A 20,861-nucleotide genomic window follows, 5' to 3' on the forward strand; every position below is an offset into this window, starting at 1 on the left:
GTGTACGGGTCGCGCTCACTGGCCGGCGAACTTGCCGCTCACCGCGTCGAGCACGCCCTTGGCGCCCTTGTCCAGCCGCGGACCGGCCAGCCAGCCCGCCGTCACCGGACCGATCGAGGTGTTCGACACCAGCGCCGGCTTGCCGTCGGAGCCGGTCGCGACCCAGCCGCCGCCGGAGGAGCCGCCGGTCATGGTGCAGCCGATGCGGTACATCGTCGGGTCGGCGGCGTTGATGGACAGCCGCCCGGGCTTGTCCTGGCACTGGTACAGCTTCTGACCGTCGTACGGCGGGGCGGCCGGGTAGCCGGTCGCCTCGATGCTCTCGACCTCGGGCACCGCGGGCGCGTCGAAGTCCACCGGCAGCGCGGCGCCGACCGTCTCCTCCAGCGACTTGCCGCCGCTGCCCTTCTCCGGCGTCACATGGATGACGGCGTAGTCGTACGAGGCCCCGTCACCGCCCGTCGCACCGCCCTGCTCGATCCACTGGTCCGAGGTCTGCGCCCAGTCGCCCCACCAGACGCCGTACGGAGCGACCTCCTCCTTGGTGGCGTTCTGCAGTTGCTCGGCCGACTTGCCGGCGTCGTTGTACGACGGCACGAAGGCGATGTTGCGGTACCAGCCGCCCTTCTTGCCGGCGTGCACGCAGTGGCCCGCCGTCCAGACCAGGTTGGACTTTCCGGGGTTGGCCGGGTCCTCCACCACGGTCGCCGAGCAGACCATCGAGCCCTGGGGGGAGTCGAAGAGCACCTTGCCCGCGGTGGCGGCGTTGTCGTGGTACTTGGGCTCGACGGCCCGCGCCTCGACGGGCGCCGGCTCCGGGTCGGTGACGCCCTGGTCACCCGAGAGGTCGTTGTCGTCGACCTCCTTGCCCGGCTCCTCGGCGTCCCGCATGCGGTCCGGGTCCCACAGGCCCGCGATGATCGGGTTGACGTAGTCCTGCGCCTCGCGCAGCCAGTCGTCCTTGCTCCAGTCCCGCCAGGCGCCGTTCTTCCAGTCGTCGACGTCGATCCCGCGTTCCTTGAGCTTGTCCTTGATGTGGTCCGGGATCCGGATCCCGCCGTTTCCGTCCTCCGCGGCCGTCGCGGAGGCGGAGGCGTCGCCGCCCGCCTCCGGGTCCCCGGACTCGCACGCCGTGGCGGTGAGCGCGAGCGCCGAGACGAGCGCCACGGCGGCCGCGGAGGAGCTCCCGCGCCGTCCGCGCCCCTTTCCGCGCATGCTGAACGACGGACGTATGGATCGCATGGTGTTGACTCCCCCTGCTGTGAACGAACGTGGTGCCGCGCCGCTCGCTCCGCTGCCCCGGCCCGGTCTCCCGGACTTCCCGAACTCCCCGGAGCGGCGGCGACCTGGAACGGGACCACACACTATGCGCCGCCTGTGGGGGAGTTCCGACGGAACGGCAACGGTTCGGACACAGCCGCCCGGCCGGCAAGGATCTTCGGGCAACCCGTAACCCCCGGCACGCGCCGCGGTTGCTAGCGGTGGGGGTCCGCCGTCGACGGATCGCATCCGGACAGCGGGAGGTGGGGGAGGCCGTGAGGGGTTCCGCGTACGAGGTGATCGCGGCCGGCGGCGGCAGTGCCGTGCGCTCGTGTGCCCGGCCCGCGGGCGGGAGCGAGGGCGTTCCGAGGCGTCAGCCGGCGCGCGAGACCGCGGCGCGTACCTACGCGCGCGCCCTGCCGGTGGTGCCCGTGCGGGCCCGGGGGCTGACCATCGAGGACGCCGACGGCCGCCGCTACCTCGACTGCGCCTCGGGAGCGGGGTCCCTGGCCCTTGGGCACAACCATCCCGTCGTGCTGGAGGCGATCCGCAGGGTTCTCGACTCGGGCGCCCCCTTGCAGGTCATGGGCCTCACCACCCCGGTCGAGGACGCCTTCGTCACCGAACTGCTGCGCACCCTGCCGCCCGGCCTCGCCGACCACGCGCGCGTGCGCTTCTGCGGACCGGGCGGAACCGACCCGGTCGCCACCGCAGTCGCCCTCGTCCGCGCCGCCACCGGCCGCACCCGCGTCGTCACCCTCACCGGCGCCCACCACGCTGCGGACGTCACGGCGTGCTGCCCGGCCGACGCCGGTGAACCGCCCGCCGGCGTGCTCCTCGAACCGGTACGTTGCGAGGACGGCGTCCTGCCCGTCCCCGACCCCTGGCTGCGCGACCTGCGGCGGATCACGGCCGAAGGGTCCGTCCCGCTCATCGCCGACGAGACCGAGACGGGCGTCGGCCGGACCGGTGCCTTCTGGGCGGTGGAGCACAGCGGAGTCACCCCCGACGTGCTGGTCCTCTCCAAGGCGATCGGTGGCAGCCTGCCGCTGGCCGCGGTGGTCCACCGGGCCGACCTGGACGGCGGACACGCCGCAGGACCCGGGGCCGCCGCCTTCCGCGGCAACCAACTCGCCCTGGCCGCGGGCGCGGCGACCCTCGCCCACGTCCGCGAGCACCGCCTCGCCGCGCACGCCGCCGCCCTGGGTGACCGGATACTGTCCCGACTGCGTTCCCTGGCCGAGGAGTTCGCGTGCGTCGGCGCCGTGCGCGGGCGAGGACTGATGATCGGCATGGAACTGACGGCGCCGGGCGGTGGGTGCGAGGCACCTGGCCGCGACGGGCGCCGCGACACCGCGAGCGAACTCGCCGCCGCCGTCCAACGGGAGTGCCTGCGCCGCGGGTTGATCGTGGATCTGACCGGTCCGGCCAGGAACGTCGTACGACTGCTGCCGCCCCTGATCGTCACCGAGGAGCAGACGTCGGCGGTCCTGGAGCGCCTCGCCGACGCCGTGCAGGCGGTGGAACGGGGCCGCGCCGACCACGGCCCACCCCACCGGCCGCGCGAGGCGCGCTGAGACCGAGACCGTCCGCACCCACTTCCGTACGTCACGAGGACCACGTTGCACACCACCCCCGCACCCGAGCCGACCGGTACCCGCCCGCCCGCCACCCCACCGGCGGCCCTCGCCGCGAGGACGGTCCCCGCTCCGAGACCGGCGACCGCCGCGGTTCCGGCAACGCCCGCTGTTGCGCCAACGCCCGGTGTCCCGGCAACGCCTGGTGCCCCGGCAACGGCAACGCCTGATGTCCCGATGGCAGGCCACCACGCGGCGGCCCAGGCGGCCACCGTCGAGAACCTGCTCCGCTGCTGGGTCCGCGAGGCCGGCCTGGACGTTCCGGACGACGGCGTCCTGCGCCTCCCCCTCCCCGCCTCCCGCTCCGCCCTGGCCGTTCCCGTCCGCTACCGGTCCCCCACCGGACACCACCGCTTCGGCCTCCCGCGGCCGGCCGGCGCCCCGGCCTCGGCGCCGCCCGTGGACGCGGTCATGCTCGCCGCGCTGCTCGCGCGTGAGTCGTCCGGCGACCCCGGTCCCGACGGCACCGATCTCGTCGGCCGCGTGGCCGACTCCGTCCGCCGCACCGCCGTATTCCTCCGCGACCGCGAGGCAAGCCCCGACGGCGGCTCCCCGGCCGAAGCCGGCACCGACCTGTTCCTCGCCGCCGAGCAGGCGCTCCTCCTGGGGCACCCGCTGCATCCCACCCCCAAGAGCCGTGAGGGCCTCACCGGGGCGGAGGCCCGGCGGTACTCACCCGAACTGCGCGGCTCCTTCCCCTTGCACTGGGTGGCCGTCGCCCCGTCCGTCCTCGCCACCGACTCGGCCTGGACCGAGCGCGGCCGCCGGGTCACGGCGCCCGACCTCACGGCCCGCCTGGCGGGAGACGGGCCGGTGCCGCCGGACGGATACGCGCTCCTGCCCCTGCACCCCTGGCAGTTCCGCGCCGTACAACACCGCCCCACGACCGCCGCGCTGCTGGACGCCGGGCTGCTCAGGGACCTCGGTGCCGGGGGCGCCCGCTGGCATCCCACATCCTCGCTGCGGACCGTCCACCGCACCGGCGCGCCCGCCATGCTGAAGCTCTCGCTGGCCCTGCACGTCACCAACTCCCGGCGCGAGAACCTCCGCAAGGAACTCCACCGCGGCGTCGAGGTCCACCGGCTGCTGCGCGGCGGACTGTCCCGCGAGTGGCAGGCCGTCCACCCGGACTTCGACATCGTCCGAGACCCGGCCTGGCTCGCCGTCGACGGACCGGACGGTGGTCCCGAGCGCGGACTCGACGTGGTCGTCCGGCACAACCCCTTCCGGCCCTCGGACGACGTGTCGTGCGTGGCCGGCCTCGTCGCGCCGCGCCCGCACGCGCGGGTGGACGGTTCCGGCGGGCCGGAAGACACCGACGCCGACGCCCCCAGCTCCCGGCTGGCCGGTCTCGTCACCCGACTCGCCCGGCGGACCGGCCGCACGCGCGGGGCCGTCGCCGCCGAGTGGTTCCTGCGCTACCTTCACCACGTCGTACGTCCCGTCCTGTGGCTGGACGCGCACGCGGGGATCGCCCTGGAGGCGCACCAGCAGAACACGCTCCTGCTGCTGGACGCCGACGGCTGGCCCGCCGGCGGCCGCTACCGCGACAACCAGGGTTACTACTTCCGGGAGTCCCACCGCGCGGTACTCGACGCCCGGCTGCCGGGCATCGGCGAGCGGAGCGACACGTTCGTCGCCGACGCCGTCACCGACGAGCGCTTCGCGTACTACCTCGCGGTGAACAACGTGTTCGGGCTCATCGGTGCCTTCGGCTCCCAGGGCCTTGCCGACGAAACACTGCTGCTCGCCGCCTTCCGACGGTTCCTGAGCGGGTCGGCCCCGGGTTCCGCCGCGCCGGGCGGCTCACTTCCGGCGCACCTGCTCGACTCGCCAGTCCTGCGCTGCAAGGCGAACCTGCTGACCCGGCTGCGCGGACTCGACGAACTGGTCGGCCCGGTGGACACCCAGTCCGTCTACGTCACCATCGCCAACCCACTGCGCGCCTGAGCGGGGCGCCGCCCCGACTCCGGCCCATCCAGCCATCCAGCCCCTGTGTCCCCTCCGTCCCCGAAGGAGCGAACCCTTGGTTTCCACCGACGCGAGCGCCGACGACACCCTCGACCTGCACCTTCCCGCGGAGTTCGTCGCCCTCTACGGGAGGACGGGGGACGACCTGCTCGGCCGGGTCTCGGACTGGGGCCCGGCCGACACACCCGCGGGCGTGTTCCACCTGGTGCCGGTCCACGCCGAGCGGGACGTTCCGCTCGTCGCCCGCTGGATGAACGACCCCGCCGTCGCCGCGTACTGGGAACTGACCGGGCCGCCGAGCGTGACGGCGGACCACGTGAGGGCGCAGCTCACCGGCGACGGACGCAGCGTCCCGTGCGTAGGCGTGCTCGACGGTGTGCCGATGAGCTACTGGGAGATCTACCGGGCCGACCTCGACCCGCTGGCCCGGTACTGTCCCGTCCGGCCGCAGGACACCGGCCTCCACCTCCTGATCGGCGACGGCGCCGACCGCGGGCAGGGCCTCGGGACCACGCTCATCCGGGCCGTCACCGACCTCGTCCTCGCCGCACGGCCCGCCTGCACGCGGGTCCTCGCCGAACCCGACGTCCGCAACGCGCCCTCCGTCGCGGCGTTCCTCGGCGCCGGGTACCGGTACTCCGCCGAGGTCGACCTGCCCGCCAAGCGGGCCGCCCTCATGATCCGCGAACGGGCGCCGCGCGTGTCACCGTGAAGCGCGGGCCCGCCCCCCTGGGGCCGCATCCCCCCGTAGGCCAGTCGCCCGTCCCGGAGACACTCTTGCCCCACCCGTCCCCCCAGCCCCCCGCATCGCCTCTCCCGTCCCTCGAACCCGCCTTGCCCGCCCGTTTGTCAGTGCCGGGTCGTAGGGTGGTCGCGCTATGACGAAGCCCTCACTCCCCGAACTCCTGCACGCCGCCGTCACCGCCGTCGGCGGCACGGAGCGTCCCGGCCAGGTGGCCATGGCCGAAGCCGTCGAGGAAGCCATCGACGGCGGCTCCCATCTGCTGGTCCAGGCCGGAACCGGCACCGGAAAGTCCCTGGGCTACCTGGTGCCCGCGCTCGCGCACGGGGAGCGGGTCGTCGTGGCCACCGCGACGCTGGCCCTCCAGCGCCAGCTGGTCGAGCGCGACCTGCCCCGCACGGTCGACGCGCTCCACCCCCAGCTGCGCCGCCGCCCGGAGTTCGCGATGCTCAAGGGCCGGTCGAACTACCTGTGCCTGCACCGGCTGCACGAGGGCGCCCCGCAGGACGAGGAGGAGGGCCTCTTCGACCAGTTCGAGGCCGCCGCCCCCACCAGCAAGCTGGGCCAGGACCTGCTGCGGATGCGCGACTGGGCCGACGAGACCGAGACCGGCGACCGCGACAACCTCACGCCGGGCGTCTCCGACCGGGCCTGGTCGCAGGTGTCGGTCTCCTCCCGGGAGTGTCTGGGCGCCACGAAGTGCGCCTACGGCGCCGAGTGCTTCGCCGAGATGGCCCGCGAGCGCGCCAAGCTCTCCGACGTCGTCGTCACCAACCACGCCCTGCTCGCGATCGACGCCATTGAGGGTGCCCCCGTCCTGCCGCAGCACGAGGTGCTGATCGTCGACGAGGCGCACGAGCTGGTCTCCCGCGTCACCGGCGTCGCCACCGGCGAGCTGACCCCCGGCCAGGTCAACCGCGCCGTGCGCCGCGCCGCGAAGCTGGCCAACGAGAAGGCCGCCGACCAGCTCCAGACGGCCGCCGAGGGCTTCGAGCGGCTGATGGAGCTGGCGCTGCCGGGCCGCCTGGAGGAGATCCCGGAGGACCTCGGCTACGCCCTGATGGCACTGCGCGACGCCAGCCGCACGGTCATCTCGGCCATCGGCGCCACCCGCGACAAGTCCGTGCAGGACGAGGACGCGGTCCGCAAGCAGGCCCTGGCCTCCGTCGAGGCCGTGCACGACGTCGCGGAGCGCATCACGAACGGCTCCGAGTGGGACGTCGTCTGGTACGAGCGGCATGAGCCCCGCGGCGGAGCCGCATATCGGCACAGTGGGGCCTCGCTGCGGGTCGCGCCGATGTCCGTCGCGGGCCTGCTGCGCGAGAAGCTCTTCACCGACCGCTCGGTCGTCCTGACCTCGGCGACCCTGAAGCTGGGCGGGGACTTCAACGGGGTCGGGGCCTCCCTCGGCCTCGCACCCGAGGGCACCGAGGGCGACGACGTGCCCCAGTGGAAGGGCGTCGACGTCGGCTCGCCCTTCGACTACCGCAAGCAGGGCATCCTCTACGTCGCCAAGCACCTGGCCCGCCCCGCGCGCGACGGCGACCGGGGCGACATGCTCGACGAGCTGACGGAGCTGATCCAGGCCGCGGGCGGCCGCACCCTGGGCCTGTTCTCCTCGATGCGCGCCGCTCAGCTGGCCGCCGAGGAGCTGCGCTCCCGCATTCCGGAGTACCCGATCCTCCTCCAGGGCGAGGAGACCCTGGGCGAGCTGATCAAGAACTTCGCGGCCGACCCCGCGACCTGCCTCTTCGGCACCCTGTCGCTGTGGCAGGGCGTCGACGTCCCCGGCCCCAGCTGCCAGCTGGTCGTCATGGACAAGATCCCCTTCCCGCGTCCGGACGACCCGCTGATGAGCGCGCGCCAGAAGGCGGTGGAGGAGGCCGGGGGCAACGGCTTCATGGCGGTCGCCGCCACCCACGCCGCCCTGCTGATGGCGCAGGGCGCGGGCCGGCTCGTGCGGGCGTCGGGCGATCGCGGCGTGGTCGCCGTACTGGACCAGCGGCTGGCGACGGCCCGGTACGGAAGCTACCTGAAGGCGTCCCTGCCCGACTTCTGGTTCACCACCGACCGCAATCAGGTCCGCAGGTCCCTCGCCGCCATTGACGCGAAGGCACGCGAGGCGGAGGACGCTCAGGAGACGGAGGGCGCCTGAGCACCGGCCTCGCGCACCGCGCGGGTCCCGCACAGCGCTGGGCCCCGGAACCGGCGCAGAGGTTCCGGGGCCCGGTCGGGTCGGCGGGGCGCTGTCGTGGCGTGCCCGCCCGCCGTGGCGCTCAGACGCGACGCAGTACGGCCACCACCTTGCCGAGGATGGTCGCGTCGTCACCGGGGATCGGCTCGTAGGCCGAGTTGTGCGGGAGCAGCCAGACGTGGCCGTCCTCGCGCTTGAAGCGCTTGACGGTGGCCTCGCCGTCGAGCATCGCGGCGACGATGTCGCCGTTCTCGGCGACCGGCTGGCGGCGGACCGTGACCCAGTCGCCGTCGCAGATGGCGGCCTCGATCATCGAGTCGCCGACGACCTTGAGGACGAACAGCTCGCCGTCACCGACCAGCTGCCGGGGGAGCGGGAAGACGTCCTCGACGGACTCCTCGGCGAGGATCGGGCCACCGGCGGCGATGCGGCCGACGAGCGGGACGTACGACGCGGCCGGCTTCCCTGCCGTGTCCGTCGGCTGCACGCTGGCGGCCTGGTCGGAGCCGCGCACCTCGTAGGCGCGCGGGCGGTGCGGGTCGCGGCGCAGGAAGCCCTTGCGCTCCAGTGCCATCAGCTGGTGCGCGACGGAGGAGGTGCTGGAGAGGCCGACGGCCTGCCCGATCTCCCGCATCGACGGCGGGTATCCGCGGCGCTGCACGGAGTCGCGGATGACCTCGATCACCCGGCGCTGGCGGTCGGTGAGCCCCGAGCTGTCCGCCCGGATGCCGGGAGGTCGGCCCGGTAGGGAGCGCTTGTGTCCCTCGGGATTCGCGGCGTCGCTCATCGCGTGCGCCGGCTCAGGTCGGCCCTGGGGGCGGTCCTGGCCAGTGATGGTGGCACTGTCGGCGGTGGTGGTCACGTCGGCCCCTCTCGATGGTCTCCCTGCTGCACAACGGTAGTAGCTTTCGAAAGGTTGCGCCAAACACACGTTCGAGTGAAAAAACGTGAATCGCTCGCTCGTACTGCGTGTCTGGGTGTATGGCTACCGCGGTGGCCTACAGGCAAAAACGCAACAAAAGGGCACATTGCTGTACTCTTCACCGCCGTGGTGACAACCTCGGGGATGTCGACCCAGTCTGCCACCCGGCAGCCCGTTCGACGGGGTGGGGCCCGCATCTGTTGCGGTAGTCCCACGTCCCCTCCGCGCCGTGCCCACGCTATCTCCGCATGCCTTCCGGCGATACGCCCGTCCGGGTGTGCGGGGCGCCGGGCGGGCCTGTGCGTACGGAGACGGCATGTGTGCGGGGCGTGTCCGTATGCGCCAATCCCCACATCTAGTGGTTGGATTGCAGCAGCAGCCCATAAGTTGTGGTCCCCCGGGTCTTCGAGGCCGCCGAGATCGCCTATGCTGGGGGCTGCTTCGAGGGGGCTGAAGGGCCTTTCGGGGCTATGGAGTCTGCTGTGAGGAGGGTTCGGAAGCCATGCACTGTCCCTTCTGCAGGCACCCCGACAGCCGTGTCGTCGACAGCCGTACGACCGACGACGGCACGTCGATCCGCAGGCGCCGCCAGTGCCCTGACTGCTCCCGTCGGTTCACGACCGTGGAGACGTGCTCGCTCATGGTGGTGAAGCGGTCCGGGGTCACCGAACCGTTCAGCCGCACCAAGATCATCAACGGTGTGCGCAAGGCCTGTCAGGGCCGGCCCGTCACCGAGGACGCGCTCGCCCAGCTCGGCCAGCGGGTCGAGGAGGCGGTGCGGGCCACCGGAAGCGCCGAGCTGACCACCCACGACGTGGGGCTGGCCATACTCGGCCCGTTGCAGGAACTCGACCTCGTCGCCTATCTGCGATTCGCCTCCGTCTACCGGGCGTTCAACTCGCTCGACGACTTCGAGGCCGCGATCGCGGAGCTCAGGGAGGCGACGGGGCATCCCGGCGACGACGGCGACGGGGCCGTCGAGGGGAGCCGGGAGAACGAGAAGGACCGCGGGTCCACGGGGGCGGCACAGGTCCCCGAGCCCGCCGGTGCCGCCGACTGACCGGCGGGCCGGACCCGGTTTCGGCGCCGGGGCCCGGCCGGGCGGCGGCGCGCCACAAAGACCTGCCGGGGACGCAGTGAGAGATGTCCTCGGCACCAGACAGAAACACCGTGCCACGGGAACAAACGCGGCACTTCAGGGCGTTTTCGCCCGTACAGGGAGGCGGCATGACAGAGACGGCGAGCGGTCCGGCACGGAGCACCCGCGCCAAGGGCACCAAGGCGGGCAAGGGACTCCGCGTCGAGCGCGTCCACACCACTCCCGGAGTCCACCCCTACGACGAAGTGGCCTGGGAGCGTCGTGACGTCGTCATGACCAACTGGCGCGACGGCTCGGTCAACTTCGAGCAGCGTGGCGTCGAGTTCCCCGAGTTCTGGTCGGTGAACGCGGTCAACATCGTCACCAGCAAGTACTTCCGCGGTGCCGTGGGCACCCCGCAGCGTGAGGTGAGCCTGAAGCAGCTCATCGACCGCATCGTGAAGACGTACCGGAAGGCCGGCGAGGACAACAAGTACTTCGCCTCGCCCGCCGACGCCGAGATCTTCGAGCACGAGCTGGCCTACGCCCTCCTGCACCAGATCTTCAGCTTCAACAGCCCCGTCTGGTTCAACGTGGGCACGCCCCAGCCGCAGCAGGTCTCCGCCTGCTTCATCCTGTCCGTCGACGACTCCATGGAGTCGATCCTCGACTGGTACAAGGAAGAGGGCATGATCTTCAAGGGCGGCTCGGGCGCCGGCCTGAACCTCTCCCGGATCCGCTCCTCCAAGGAGCTGCTCTCCTCCGGCGGCAACGCCTCCGGGCCGGTCTCCTTCATGCGCGGCGCCGACGCCTCCGCCGGCACCATCAAGTCCGGCGGTGCCACCCGCCGCGCCGCCAAGATGGTCATCCTCGACGTCGACCACCCCGACATCGAGGACTTCATCCAGACCAAGGTGAAGGAAGAGGAGAAGATCCGCGCCCTGCGCGACGCGGGCTTCGACATGGACCTGGGCGGCGACGACATCACGTCCGTCCAGTACCAGAACGCCAACAACTCGGTCCGCGTGAACGACACGTTCATGAAGGCCGTCCAGGACGGCGCCAAGTTCGGCCTGACGTCCCGGATGACCGGCGAGGTCATCGAGGAGGTCGACGCCAAGTCGCTCTTCCGCAAGATGGCCGAGGCGGCCTGGGCGTGTGCCGACCCCGGCATCCAGTACGACGACACCATCAACGCCTGGCACACCTGCCCGGAGTCCGGCCGCATCAACGGCTCGAACCCGTGCAGCGAGTACATGCACCTGGACAACACGTCCTGCAACCTCGCCTCGCTGAACCTGATGAAGTTCCTCAAGGACGACGGCAAGGGCAACCAGTCCTTCGACGCCGAGCGCTTCGCGAAGGTCGTCGAGCTGGTCATCACCGCGATGGACATCTCCATCTGCTTCGCGGACTTCCCGACCCAGAAGATCGGCGAGAACACCCGCGCCTTCCGCCAGCTCGGCATCGGCTACGCCAACCTCGGCGCCCTGCTGATGGCGACCGGCCACGCGTACGACTCCGACGGCGGCCGGGCCCTGGCCGGCGCCATCACCTCCCTGATGACCGGCACGTCGTACCGGCGCTCCGCCGAGCTGGCCGCGGTCGTCGGCCCGTACGACGGCTACGCCCGCAACGCCGCCCCGCACCTGCGGGTCATGAAGCAGCACTCCGACGAGAACGCCAAGGCCGTCCGCATGGACGACCTGGACACGCCGGTCTGGGCCGCCGCCACCGAGGCCTGGCAGGACGTGCTGCGCCTCGGCGAGAAGAACGGCTTCCGTAACTCCCAGGCGTCCGTCATCGCCCCGACCGGCACCATCGGCCTGGCGATGTCCTGCGACACCACCGGTCTGGAGCCCGACCTCGCGCTGGTCAAGTTCAAGAAGCTGGTCGGCGGCGGCTCGATGCAGATCGTCAACGGCACCGTCCCGCAGGCCCTGCGCCGCCTGGGCTACCAGGAGGAGCAGATCGAGGCGATCGTCGCCCACATCGCCGACAACGGCAACGTGATCGACGCCCCCGGTCTCGCGCACGAGCACTACGAGGTGTTCGACTGCGCCATGGGCGAGCGCTCCATCTCCGCGATGGGCCACGTCCGCATGATGGCCGCCATCCAGCCGTGGATCTCCGGCGCGCTCTCCAAGACGGTGAACCTGCCGGAGTCGGCGACCGTCGAGGACGTCGAGGAGGTCTACTTCGAGGCCTGGAAGATGGGCGTCAAGGCGCTCGCCATCTACCGCGACAACTGCAAGGTCGGTCAGCCCCTCTCCGCCAAGACCAAGGAGAAGGAGAAGACCGAGGCCGACGCCGTCACGGAGACGACCGAGGCGGCCATCCGCGCGACCGTCGAGAAGGTCATCGAGTACCGCCCGGTCCGCAAGCGTCTGCCGAAGGGGCGTCCCGGCATCACCACCTCCTTCACGGTCGGCGGCGCCGAGGGCTACATGACGGCCAACTCCTACCCGGACGACGGCCTCGGCGAGGTCTTCCTGAAGATGTCCAAGCAGGGCTCGACCCTCGCGGGCATGATGGACGCCTTCTCCATCGCGGTGTCGGTCGGCCTGCAGTACGGAGTGCCGCTGGAGACGTACGTCTCGAAGTTCACCAACATGCGCTTCGAGCCGGCCGGCATGACGGACGACCCGGACGTGCGGATGGCGCAGTCGATCGTCGACTACATCTTCCGCCGCCTGGCGCTGGACTTCCTGCCCTTCGAGACGCGCTCCGCGCTCGGCATCCACTCCGCCGAGGAGCGTCAGCGCCACCTGGAGACGGGTTCGTACGAGCCCTCGGACGACGAGGTCGACGTCGAGGGCCTGGCGCAGTCCGCGCCGCGCGCCCAGGAGCTGAAGGCCGTCGCCACGCCGAAGACCGAGGTCGAGGCGGTCAAGCCCGTCCCGCAGCAGGCACACACCAGCGCCGAGCTGGTGGAGATGCAGCTGGGCATCCAGGCGGACGCCCCGCTCTGCTTCTCCTGCGGCACGAAGATGCAGCGGGCCGGTTCCTGCTACATCTGCGAGGGCTGCGGCTCGACCAGCGGTTGCAGCTGATCACTGAAGCCTGATCACCGTTGAGTAAGGGGCGTCCGCCATGGCGGACGCCCCTTACTCGCGCCTGTGGGGTCAGGAACGGCGCGCCGCACCCATGGCGCGGGTGAACGTCGCCGGATCCTCCTCGAAGCCGTGCACCCCGGCCCGGAACTCCCACGCTCCGGTCTCGTCCCGGACGAACTCCGCGACCGTCGCCGCGGTGGCGCCGAGGACGCCGGTGAAGTCGTCCGCGGCCAGGTCCGTGTAGCCCTCCCGGATGCGCAGACCCGGGTTGGTCACGTCGGCGAAGGTCCGGTCCTCGGCGCGCTGCTGTATGGCGACACCCACCACCACGCGCGCGTACCGGGCGTCGAGCCGCTCCAGTTCGATCATCATGACCTCGTCGAAGCCGAAGCCCTTGCCGTCCTTGCTGTCCCGGTTGAGATAGATGGTGCCGTCGGGGGAGCGGCTGTCGAAGTGCACGATGTACGAGGGCTCGCCGTACGGATCGTCCGCCGCATACGTCCCGGCGACGAGGTCCAGGTCGGCGGGTGGCTCTCCCGCCGGACTCGGGTCCCACCGCAGCGCGATCTCGACCTTGCCGGTCCCCTTGCTGAGGCCGTTCACAGACTTCCCCTTCCCAGGTCCCCCGCCCTGCCCGGCGACCTGAACTGCCGAGCGGTGACGGCCGGTTGTCCATCCTGCCACGCACAGCGACGCACGTGGGACGAGCGGTCCGCCGGAAGCGTGACCGGTGCCACGTTCTCTGGCCTTACCATGGCGCGGTGCTGGTCAAGTGGATTCGCTGCACCGTGGTGGACCGCCGCGGTTTCGAGCGGGGGCAGCGGAAGTGGGCGGGGCTTCCGGGGGAGCCGGGATTTCGGGGACAGGGGGGTGGCTGGAGCCGACGGCATCCGGACGTGGCGCACGTCTTCGCGTTCTGGGAGAGCCGTGCCTTCTACGACTCCTTCATGGCCCGTTCCCACGACCGGCTGGCCTCCGCCCAGGTGGGCACCTTCAAGGACGCCCGCGTCAGGCTCTTCGACTACCGCTTCGACGTGAAGACGGGCTTCGAACCGCGCTTCACCGACGCCGACCTGCTGCGGGTGGCGCTCTGCCGGGTCCACGAGGAGCGGGCCGAGCACTACGTCCTCATGCAGGAGAAGGTCTGGAACCCCGCGATGGCCGGCTCGCCCGGCATGGTCCGCGGCCTGTTCGGCGAGGCCCCGGGGCACGAGTACCTCGTGCTGTCGATGTGGCGGTCGGCGGCCGAGCACGGCAAGTACCGCACCGAGCGCGTCGAACGCCTCGCCCTGCGCGCTCAGACGGAGGCCGACATCGCGGCGCTGACCGGGGACGTCGTCCAGATGGAACCCACCTGGACGATTTGAGATCCGGACCCGCCGTCCCGCCGCCGGGGTGTGGAAACTGTGTGACGTACGCCGTACGGCGCCCGTACGAGTGCTTGGTTCCGGCCGACTCGATCTAGGGTGCTGGCATGGCACGACCACGGCGCATCGTTCTTGTCCGGCACGGCGAATCGACCGGAAACGTCGATGACACCGTGTACGAGCGCGAACCCGACCACGCGCTGGCCCTCACCGACCGGGGCCGGGTGCAGGCGGAGGAGACCGGCAAGGAGCTGCGCGACGTCTTCGGCCGCGAGCGGGTCAGCGTGTACGTCTCCCCGTACCGCCGGACCCACGAGACGCTCCGCGCCTTCCACCTGGACCCGGAGCTGATACGGATACGGGAGGAGCCCAGACTGCGCGAGCAGGACTGGGGCAACTGGCAGGACCGCGACGACGTACGCCTGCAGAAGGCCTACCGCGACGCCTACGGCCACTTCTTCTACCGCTTCGCCCAGGGGGAGTCCGGCGCCGACGTGTACGACCGGGTCGGCGGCTTCCTGGAGAGCCTCTTCCGCAGCTTCGAGGACCCCGACCATCCGCCGAACGTGCTGCTGGTGACCCACGGACTGGCCATGCGGCTGTTCTGCATGCGGTGGTTCCACTGGACGGTCGCGGAGTTCGAGTCCCTGTCGAACCCCGGGAACGCCGAGATGCGGATGCTCGTTCTCGGTGAGGACGGCAAGTACACCCTTGACCGGCCCTTCGAACGCTGGCGAGATCCGGAACCGTACGGGATCACCGGATAGAGTGGCAGGGCGATGACCGCTCATTCATCTCCTGACGGGCGCCTGGACCGGGCCCTGTCCAGCCTGCGCGGACTGTCGGTGGGCGACGCGCTGGGCTCCCAGTTCTTCGTGCCCGCGAACTATCCGCTGCTGAAGCGCCGCGAGCTGCCGCCCGGCATCTGGCAGTGGACGGACGACACGGAGATGGCCTGCTCCGTGGTCTCCGTCCTCGCCACCCACCAGCGCGTCGACCAGGACGCACTGGCCCTCTCCTTCGCCCAGCACCACGACTTCGACCGCGGCTACGGCCCCGCGGTCAACCGACTGCTGCGGCTGGTCCGCGAGGGCGGCGACTGGCGCGAGCTGGCCGCCGCCCTGTTCAACGGCCAGGGCTCCTGGGGCAACGGCGCCGCGATGCGCATCGCCCCGCTGGGCGCCTGGTACGCGGACGATCCGGAACAGGCGACCCACCAGGCCGAGATCTCCTCCTACCCCACGCATCAGCACCGCGAAGCCGTGGTCGGCGCCATGGCGGTCGCCGCGGCCGCCGCACTGGCCGCGGACCCGGCCGGACCGCCCAAGGCGCACGCGCTCCTCGACGGGGTGATCGCCCTGGTGCCGAAGAGCGCGGTGGGCGCCGGACTCCGGCGCGCCCGGGACATGCTGGACTACGGTGACGCGGCCACGGTCGCGGCTGTCCTCGGCTGCGGCAGGCGTACGACCGCGCACGACACGGTGCCCTTCGCCCTCTGGTCCGCCGCCCGCGCCCTCGGGGACTACGAAACGGCCTTCTGGACGACCGCCCAGGTCGGCGGGGACGTGGACACGACCTGCGCGATCGTGGGCGGAGTGATCGCGGCCGGCGAGGCGGGCACGCCCCCGGCCGAGTGGGCGGGGCGGGTCGAGGAGCTGCCCGAGTGGATGGCGGCCCGGTCCTAGTCGACTCCTCGCACACGGAGGGAACTCTCCGTGTGCGAGGGGAACTCTCCGTGACGGGTCGCGCGTTGTCGGGACATCCGCTGTGCGCGGTCCGGCCCCCGGACGGGGCCGGGAGATTCACGAGGGGGTGGGACATGGACGTGCTCGCGCTGCCGACCGCCGGACGCCGACGACGGGGCGGACGCCGGGAGGCGGCCCTGACGCCGCCCGATGCCCGCCCCCGCGCGACCATGCGGTCAGCCGACCCCCGGACCCGCCGAGCCGGACAGGGCCTCCAGGTCGCTCTTGCGGACCCGGATCACCAGCCATGCCGTGGCCAGGGCGAGTACGGCCATCGCGGCGGCCGGGATGAAGGCCGCCGATATGCCCTGCGCCAGGACGTCGTGCCCCCACGGCGCCGGCAGCTGCTGCGTCTGGGCGAACTCGGCCTTCTGCTCCGGCGAGCCGTTGGCGAGGAAGTCCGGCACCTGCTTCTCGGCCTCGTCCCTGCTGGCCGTGCCGAAGACCGTGGTCAGGATGGCCAGGCCGATCGATCCGCCCACCTGCTGCATGGCGTTGAGCAGACCGGAGGCGGCGCCCGCTTCGTGCTGGGCGACCCCGGAGACCGCGGTCAGCGTCAGCGTCACGAAGTTCAGGCCCATGCCGAAGCCGAAGATCAGCATCGGCCCCAGCACGCCGCCGACATAGGAGCTGTCGGAGCTGATGAGGGCCTGCCAGCCGAGTCCCACCGCGGCGAGCGTCGAGCCCACGATCATGAACGGCTTGGGTCCGAGGACCGGCAGGAACCGCTGCGAGATGCCCGCGCCGAGCGCGATCACCACCGTGACCGGCAGGAAGGCCAGCCCCGCCTCGATGGGGGTGTAGCCCAGCACGTTCTGGACGAACAGCACGATGTAGAAGAACATGCCGAACATCGCCGCGGCCAGGCTGAGCATGATCACGTACGTGCCCGAGCGGTTGCGGTCGGCGAACATCCGCAGCGGGGTGATCGGCTCCTTGGCCCGCGACTCGATGAACGCGAAGGACAGCAGCAGCACCACGGCCGCCACGAAGGAACCGATGGTCAGGCTGTCCCGCCAGCCGTCGTCCGCGGCGCGGATGAAGCCGTAGACGAGGGAGGCCATACCCGCCGTCGAGGTCACCGCCCCGGTGATGTCGAAGCGGCCGGAGTGCCGCTCGGACTCACTGATGTACATCGGGGTGAGCACCGCGATCAGCACGCCGATCGGCACGTTGACGAAGAGCACCCAACGCCAGTCCAGCCACTCGGTCAGCATGCCGCCGGCCAGCAGACCGATGGCGCCACCACCCGCGGACACGGCCGCGAAGACACCGAAGGCCCGGTTGCGTTCCGGGCCCTCGGGGAACGTGGTGGTTATGAGGGCGAGCGACGTGGGCGAGGCGATAGCGCCTCCCACACCTTGCAGGACGCGCGCCGCCAGCAGTTGCCAGGGTTCCTGGGCGAAGCCGCCGAGCAGCGAGGCGAAGGTGAACAGCAGGATGCCGGTCATGAAGACCCGGCGCCTGCCGAGGATGTCACCGGCTCGGCCACCGAGCAGGAGCAGGCCGCCGAAGGTGAGCGTGTAGGCGCTGACGACCCAGGTGAGGTCGGTTGTGCTGAACTTGAGCGCGTCTTGAATGTGCGGGAGTGCGATGTTCACAATCGTCGCGTCGAGTACCACCATGAGCTGGCAGGCCGCGATGACGGTGAGCGCGATGCCGGGATGCCCCTCCCGGCGGGCCGCTCCCGGCTTCTGGTCACGGATCAGAGATGAGGTTGTCACTGTGTGTCCCCCACGAATCACTTAGTGAACGCCCGCGTTCACTGTTGCGCCAACGTTAGTGACTCGCGGACAGTGAACGCAACCGTTCACTTGTGGCGTCGTCGTGTGTCCCGTCCCCCTTGTGGCCGCGCGGCGCTTCCCCCGCCCCCGAAAACCGCTGCACTCGCTTACTGGAGACCCGCGACATGGTTGCTTCGAACTGGGCGGCCGCCTCTGCCCAGACGTCCTCGCGGCGGCGTGGAGCCGTCCTCGAACGCGCGATCCTCGACGCCGCGCTGGAGCAACTCGGCACCGTCGGCTGGAATGGCCTCACGATGGAGGGTGTCGCCGCCGGCGCCCAGACCGGCAAGGCGGCGGTCTACCGGCGCTGGCCGTCCAAGGAGGACCTCGTCGCCGACGCGCTGCGGTCCGGGCTGCCGCGCTTCGACACGGTGCCCGACCTCGGAAGCGTGCGCGAGGACCTGCTGGCGCTGTGTCGCAGGGCGCGCGACGCGATGTACTCCCGGCCGGGGTTCGCCCTTCGCTCGGTCATTCACGAATGCGACAGCGCACAGGCCGAGCGCTTCCACACGGTGATCTTCAAGGGCGTGGTCGAGCCAACGCTCGAGATGCTCCGCGAGGTAATCAACCGTGGAATAGAGCGGGGAGAGGTCAGGCGCGACGCGGCCAACGGATACGTCTTCGACGCCATCCCGGCGATGATGATGTACCGATCCAAGATTTGTGCAAGTGAATGGCCGGACCTGGAGCTGGAGGAAATGATCGACCAGTTGATGGTCCCGCTGCTGCGGCCCGACGGCGCCTGATCCTCGCCGTGGAGGGCCCCGGGCCCGTTTGGGGAACCGGGGTGTCGCCGGTGGTTCCCAGCGGCGTACGCTAGGTGCGCCATGCCGTACGAACCACCCACTCACACCGTCGAGCGCTCCCTTCGCGCCACGACCGGAGCGAAGATCATTGCCGGTGTCGACGAGGTGGGGCGCGGTGCGTGGGCCGGTCCCGTGACCGTCTGCGCCGCGATCACCGGACTGCGCCGGCCCCCGGCCGGTCTCACCGACTCCAAGCTGCTCACCATCAAGCGACGCACCGAACTCGCCGTCGAGTTGCGGACCTGGGTCACCTCCTACGCCCTGGGGCACGCCTCTCCCGAGGAGATCGACGCCATGGGGATGACCGCCGCGCTGCGACTGGCGGCGGTACGCGCCCTGGAGACCCTGCCGGTCCGCCCCGACGCCGTCATCCTCGACGGCAAGCACGACTATCTCGGGGCGCCTTGGCGGGTCCGTACGGTGATCAAGGGTGACCAGTCCTGTGTGGCCGTTGCCGCGGCTTCGGTCCTGGCCAAGGTCCAGCGCGACAAAATGATGGCCGAACTGGGCATCGACCATGCAGACTTCGCCTTCGCGGACAACGCCGGGTATCCGTCACCCGTGCACCGGGCCGCGCTGGAGGAGCGGGGGCCCACCCCGTACCACCGGTTGTCGTGGGCGTATCTTGATGCGCTGCCCCAGTGGCGGCATCTCAAGAAGGTCCGCAGTTGGGTGGAGGGAAGCGTTCCGGAAATCGAGGGTCAGCTCGGATTCGATTTCTGACGGTTCCGCTCGCAGGCATGTGCCACCCGCCGACGCGAGCCGCACCAACGTTTGATAAATATCAGCTCATGCCTCTCATTCCCGAGGAGCCTCAGATTCACGAGAAGGCCCAGGGTCCCCGCGCCACTCCGGCCAGCGGCCGCACCGCGTCGACCCCTCGCCCCGTACCCGGCCCCCGTCCCGCGGCCCCGCCGCGCCCCGGTCGTCCCGGCCCGGTGCGGCCGACCGCGCCGGCGCAACGCGCGCCACGCGACACGACCACCACCAAGCCCGGACCCCCGGGTCCGGCAGCCCCGGCCGCTCCGGCCGCCCAAGCCGCTCCGGCGGCGAACGCGGCCACCGTCGCGGCCCCGCAGATCCAGCTGATCCCGGCCACCCCCGACGGCGCGCTCGACGCCGCCGAAGAGGCCGTGGACCTGCTGCTGGACTCGGGTCGTACCCCCGGTGACGTGCTGGTGCTCACCACCGGCGAACCGCACCCGTGGGCCGCCCACGAACTGTCCTTCGGCGACGCCGCCTACTGGGCGCAGCACGACGCGGGCGACGACGTCTTCTACGCGGACGCCGCCGTCGCGGAGCGTGCGGCCTCGCGGGCCGTGGTCGTGGTCGCGGTCAACGGCGGCCCCGAAGCGGCTGCCGCCCGTGCCCTCGGCGTGGCCCACTCCCGGGCCGGTGCCCTGATGATCGTCTGCGGGGACCCGCAGCGGATCAACTCGGTGCTGGGCGCGGGCGTCTGAGCCGTTTCCGCCGCGTGCGGCGGACGTGGGTCAGGGGTACTGGCACGGTGGTCGCTGCGGCGTGCGCCTGTGCTTCCGCCCCTGGGCCGACCAGGGTTGCATCGGTGCGGACCGCCGTGGTGTGCCTGCTCGGCGCACCGCGGCGGTAACACCGCGGTGGGACCCCCGCGCCCGCCGAAGCGCCGTGGTGTGTCCGTGGCGCTCAGCGAGCCGCCGCGCGGCGCAGAACCTCCGAGGCGACACCGCCTGTGCGAGGTGGCGGGGGAGGCGTCTCCGACGTGGCGAAGGGCTCCGGCGCCGACGCGGCGTTGGGCCGGCGCCCGCCGCGGCCCTCGCCGAGGACCTGCCACCCGTCCCGGGTCAGCGTGATGTACGCGCCGCAGCGCAGCCCGTGCAATGTACAGGCGTCCCGCAGCCCCCACATCCACGCACCGTCCTCCTCCGTCCAACGCGCGTCGCCGTCACGGCAGTAGAGCAGCACGGCGGTGCGCACCGGTGCGCGGCGCCGCAGATCGTGCGGGATGACGCGGCGCAACTGCGAGAGCAGCGCGTTGCGGAACATCCAGCCGTCCGCCGGTGACCGGCGACTGGTGAACGAGGCACTGGCGCGCAGCCGTTCGTCCGGATCGAGTACGGCCACGATCGCGGTCGCCGGCCTGGGGCGGTGCCGCGAGTGGAGGCCGCTGACGACCTCCCGCGGATTGCGCAGCAGCGGAATTCCGGCGGCGGCCCACTCCGCCGGTTCGAGCAGGCGAGTGGCGGAAGCGGCGGACGAGGAAAACGAGGCGGCGGAGGACGGAGCGAATCCGAAGGTCACGTTCCTCCCTTCGGCTACGCGC

Annotated in this window: 17 protein-coding genes; 12 read left to right on the forward strand and 5 right to left on the reverse strand. The window is 71.5% G+C overall.

Annotated elements, in window-relative coordinates:
• Window positions 1–15: 15 nt before the first annotated feature.
• Window positions 16–1,242, reverse strand: a complete 1,227-nt coding sequence (locus tag OIE75_RS27535) for a trypsin-like serine peptidase (RefSeq protein ID WP_307015456.1) — start codon at window positions 1,240–1,242, stop codon at window positions 16–18.
• A gap of 293 nt (window positions 1,243–1,535) precedes the next feature.
• On the opposite strand from OIE75_RS27535, the gene OIE75_RS27540 reads away from it, so the two are divergent.
• The 4 genes from OIE75_RS27540 to OIE75_RS27555 all read left to right on the forward strand — a co-directional run bounded on the left by OIE75_RS27540 (window position 1,536) and on the right by OIE75_RS27555 (window position 7,765).
• On the forward strand, window positions 1,536–2,837 hold the full coding sequence (locus tag OIE75_RS27540) for an aminotransferase class III-fold pyridoxal phosphate-dependent enzyme (RefSeq protein ID WP_443078393.1): 1,302 nt from the start codon (window positions 1,536–1,538) through the stop codon (window positions 2,835–2,837).
• A 45-nt stretch (window positions 2,838–2,882) separates the two neighbouring features.
• The gene (locus OIE75_RS27545; protein WP_443078394.1) at window positions 2,883–4,847 is read left to right on the forward strand and encodes an IucA/IucC family protein; all 1,965 of its coding nucleotides are present in this window, start codon (window positions 2,883–2,885) and stop codon (window positions 4,845–4,847) included.
• A 76-nt stretch (window positions 4,848–4,923) separates the two neighbouring features.
• On the forward strand, window positions 4,924–5,580 hold the full coding sequence (locus tag OIE75_RS27550; RefSeq protein ID WP_307015458.1) for a GNAT family N-acetyltransferase: 657 nt from the start codon (window positions 4,924–4,926) through the stop codon (window positions 5,578–5,580).
• 166 nt (window positions 5,581–5,746) lie between these two features.
• Window positions 5,747–7,765, forward strand: coding sequence for an ATP-dependent DNA helicase (locus OIE75_RS27555; RefSeq protein WP_329472403.1), 2,019 nt, complete (start codon window positions 5,747–5,749; stop codon window positions 7,763–7,765).
• Window positions 7,766–7,886: 121 nt separating this feature from the next.
• Here the strand turns inward: OIE75_RS27555 and lexA are convergent, their stop codons facing one another.
• Window positions 7,887–8,666 carry a transcriptional repressor LexA gene (lexA, locus tag OIE75_RS27560; protein WP_122618505.1) on the reverse strand — a complete coding sequence of 260 codons (780 nt, stop codon included), beginning with the start codon at window positions 8,664–8,666 and terminating at the stop codon, window positions 7,887–7,889.
• A 562-nt stretch (window positions 8,667–9,228) separates the two neighbouring features.
• On the opposite strand from lexA, the gene nrdR reads away from it, so the two are divergent.
• Window positions 9,229–9,786 (forward strand): transcriptional regulator NrdR, encoded by a 558-nt coding sequence (gene nrdR, locus OIE75_RS27565; protein WP_122618504.1) that lies wholly within the window; start codon window positions 9,229–9,231, stop codon window positions 9,784–9,786.
• Window positions 9,787–9,953: 167 nt separating this feature from the next.
• Window positions 9,954–12,857 (forward strand): vitamin B12-dependent ribonucleotide reductase, encoded by a 2,904-nt coding sequence (locus OIE75_RS27570; protein WP_307015460.1) that lies wholly within the window; start codon window positions 9,954–9,956, stop codon window positions 12,855–12,857.
• A 72-nt stretch (window positions 12,858–12,929) separates the two neighbouring features.
• Here the strand turns inward: OIE75_RS27570 and OIE75_RS27575 are convergent, their stop codons facing one another.
• Window positions 12,930–13,463: a TerD family protein gene (locus OIE75_RS27575; protein ID WP_307015461.1), complete on the reverse strand. Its 534-nt coding sequence runs from the start codon at window positions 13,461–13,463 to the stop codon at window positions 12,930–12,932.
• A 158-nt stretch (window positions 13,464–13,621) separates the two neighbouring features.
• Here OIE75_RS27575 and OIE75_RS27580 point away from each other — a divergent pair, with 158 nt between their 5' ends.
• From OIE75_RS27580 to OIE75_RS27590, 3 genes are all read left to right on the forward strand, one after another.
• A complete protein-coding gene (locus OIE75_RS27580) occupies window positions 13,622–14,227 on the forward strand; it encodes a YdbC family protein (RefSeq protein ID WP_307015462.1) in 606 nt (201 codons plus the stop codon).
• A 107-nt stretch (window positions 14,228–14,334) separates the two neighbouring features.
• A complete protein-coding gene (locus OIE75_RS27585; RefSeq protein ID WP_122618500.1) occupies window positions 14,335–14,994 on the forward strand; it encodes a histidine phosphatase family protein in 660 nt (219 codons plus the stop codon).
• A 12-nt stretch (window positions 14,995–15,006) separates the two neighbouring features.
• Complete coding sequence (locus OIE75_RS27590; RefSeq protein WP_307015464.1) at window positions 15,007–15,912, forward strand: ADP-ribosylglycohydrolase family protein; 906 nt, start codon at window positions 15,007–15,009, stop codon at window positions 15,910–15,912.
• A gap of 236 nt (window positions 15,913–16,148) precedes the next feature.
• Here the strand turns inward: OIE75_RS27590 and OIE75_RS27595 are convergent, their stop codons facing one another.
• Window positions 16,149–17,696 carry an MFS transporter gene (locus OIE75_RS27595; protein WP_329472406.1) on the reverse strand — a complete coding sequence of 516 codons (1,548 nt, stop codon included), beginning with the start codon at window positions 17,694–17,696 and terminating at the stop codon, window positions 16,149–16,151.
• 185 nt (window positions 17,697–17,881) lie between these two features.
• Here OIE75_RS27595 and OIE75_RS27600 point away from each other — a divergent pair, with 185 nt between their 5' ends.
• The 3 genes from OIE75_RS27600 to OIE75_RS27610 all read left to right on the forward strand — a co-directional run bounded on the left by OIE75_RS27600 (window position 17,882) and on the right by OIE75_RS27610 (window position 20,022).
• Entirely contained in the window at window positions 17,882–18,502 is a 621-nt protein-coding gene (locus tag OIE75_RS27600; RefSeq protein ID WP_307018168.1) for a TetR/AcrR family transcriptional regulator, read from the forward strand.
• 81 nt (window positions 18,503–18,583) lie between these two features.
• A complete protein-coding gene (locus OIE75_RS27605) occupies window positions 18,584–19,285 on the forward strand; it encodes a ribonuclease HII (RefSeq protein WP_161328815.1) in 702 nt (233 codons plus the stop codon).
• A gap of 68 nt (window positions 19,286–19,353) precedes the next feature.
• Window positions 19,354–20,022 carry a hypothetical protein gene (locus OIE75_RS27610; protein WP_307015466.1) on the forward strand — a complete coding sequence of 223 codons (669 nt, stop codon included), beginning with the start codon at window positions 19,354–19,356 and terminating at the stop codon, window positions 20,020–20,022.
• A gap of 202 nt (window positions 20,023–20,224) precedes the next feature.
• On the opposite strand, the gene OIE75_RS27615 is transcribed toward OIE75_RS27610, so the two are convergent.
• Entirely contained in the window at window positions 20,225–20,839 is a 615-nt protein-coding gene (locus OIE75_RS27615) for a hypothetical protein (protein ID WP_307015467.1), read from the reverse strand.
• Window positions 20,840–20,861: the final 22 nt, after the last annotated feature.

Source organism: Streptomyces sp. NBC_01723, from assembly GCF_036246005.1.
Lineage (GTDB): Bacteria > Actinomycetota > Actinomycetes > Streptomycetales > Streptomycetaceae > Streptomyces.

What these genes read in the sequence shown, in the direction of transcription:
- OIE75_RS27535 (WP_307015456.1), bottom strand. Translation starts at nt 1,242, where the DNA reads ATGCGATCCATACGTCCGTCGTTCAGCATGCGCGGAAAGGGGCGCGGA.
- OIE75_RS27555 (WP_329472403.1), top strand. Translation starts at nt 5,747, where the DNA reads ATGACGAAGCCCTCACTCCCCGAACTCCTGCACGCCGCCGTCACCGCC.
- nrdR (WP_122618504.1), top strand. Translation starts at nt 9,229, where the DNA reads ATGCACTGTCCCTTCTGCAGGCACCCCGACAGCCGTGTCGTCGACAGC.
- OIE75_RS27570 (WP_307015460.1), top strand. Translation starts at nt 9,954, where the DNA reads ATGACAGAGACGGCGAGCGGTCCGGCACGGAGCACCCGCGCCAAGGGC.
- OIE75_RS27585 (WP_122618500.1), top strand. Translation starts at nt 14,335, where the DNA reads ATGGCACGACCACGGCGCATCGTTCTTGTCCGGCACGGCGAATCGACC.
- OIE75_RS27590 (WP_307015464.1), top strand. Translation starts at nt 15,007, where the DNA reads ATGACCGCTCATTCATCTCCTGACGGGCGCCTGGACCGGGCCCTGTCC.
- OIE75_RS27600 (WP_307018168.1), top strand. Translation starts at nt 17,882, where the DNA reads ATGGTTGCTTCGAACTGGGCGGCCGCCTCTGCCCAGACGTCCTCGCGG.
- OIE75_RS27605 (WP_161328815.1), top strand. Translation starts at nt 18,584, where the DNA reads ATGCCGTACGAACCACCCACTCACACCGTCGAGCGCTCCCTTCGCGCC.
- OIE75_RS27610 (WP_307015466.1), top strand. Translation starts at nt 19,354, where the DNA reads ATGCCTCTCATTCCCGAGGAGCCTCAGATTCACGAGAAGGCCCAGGGT.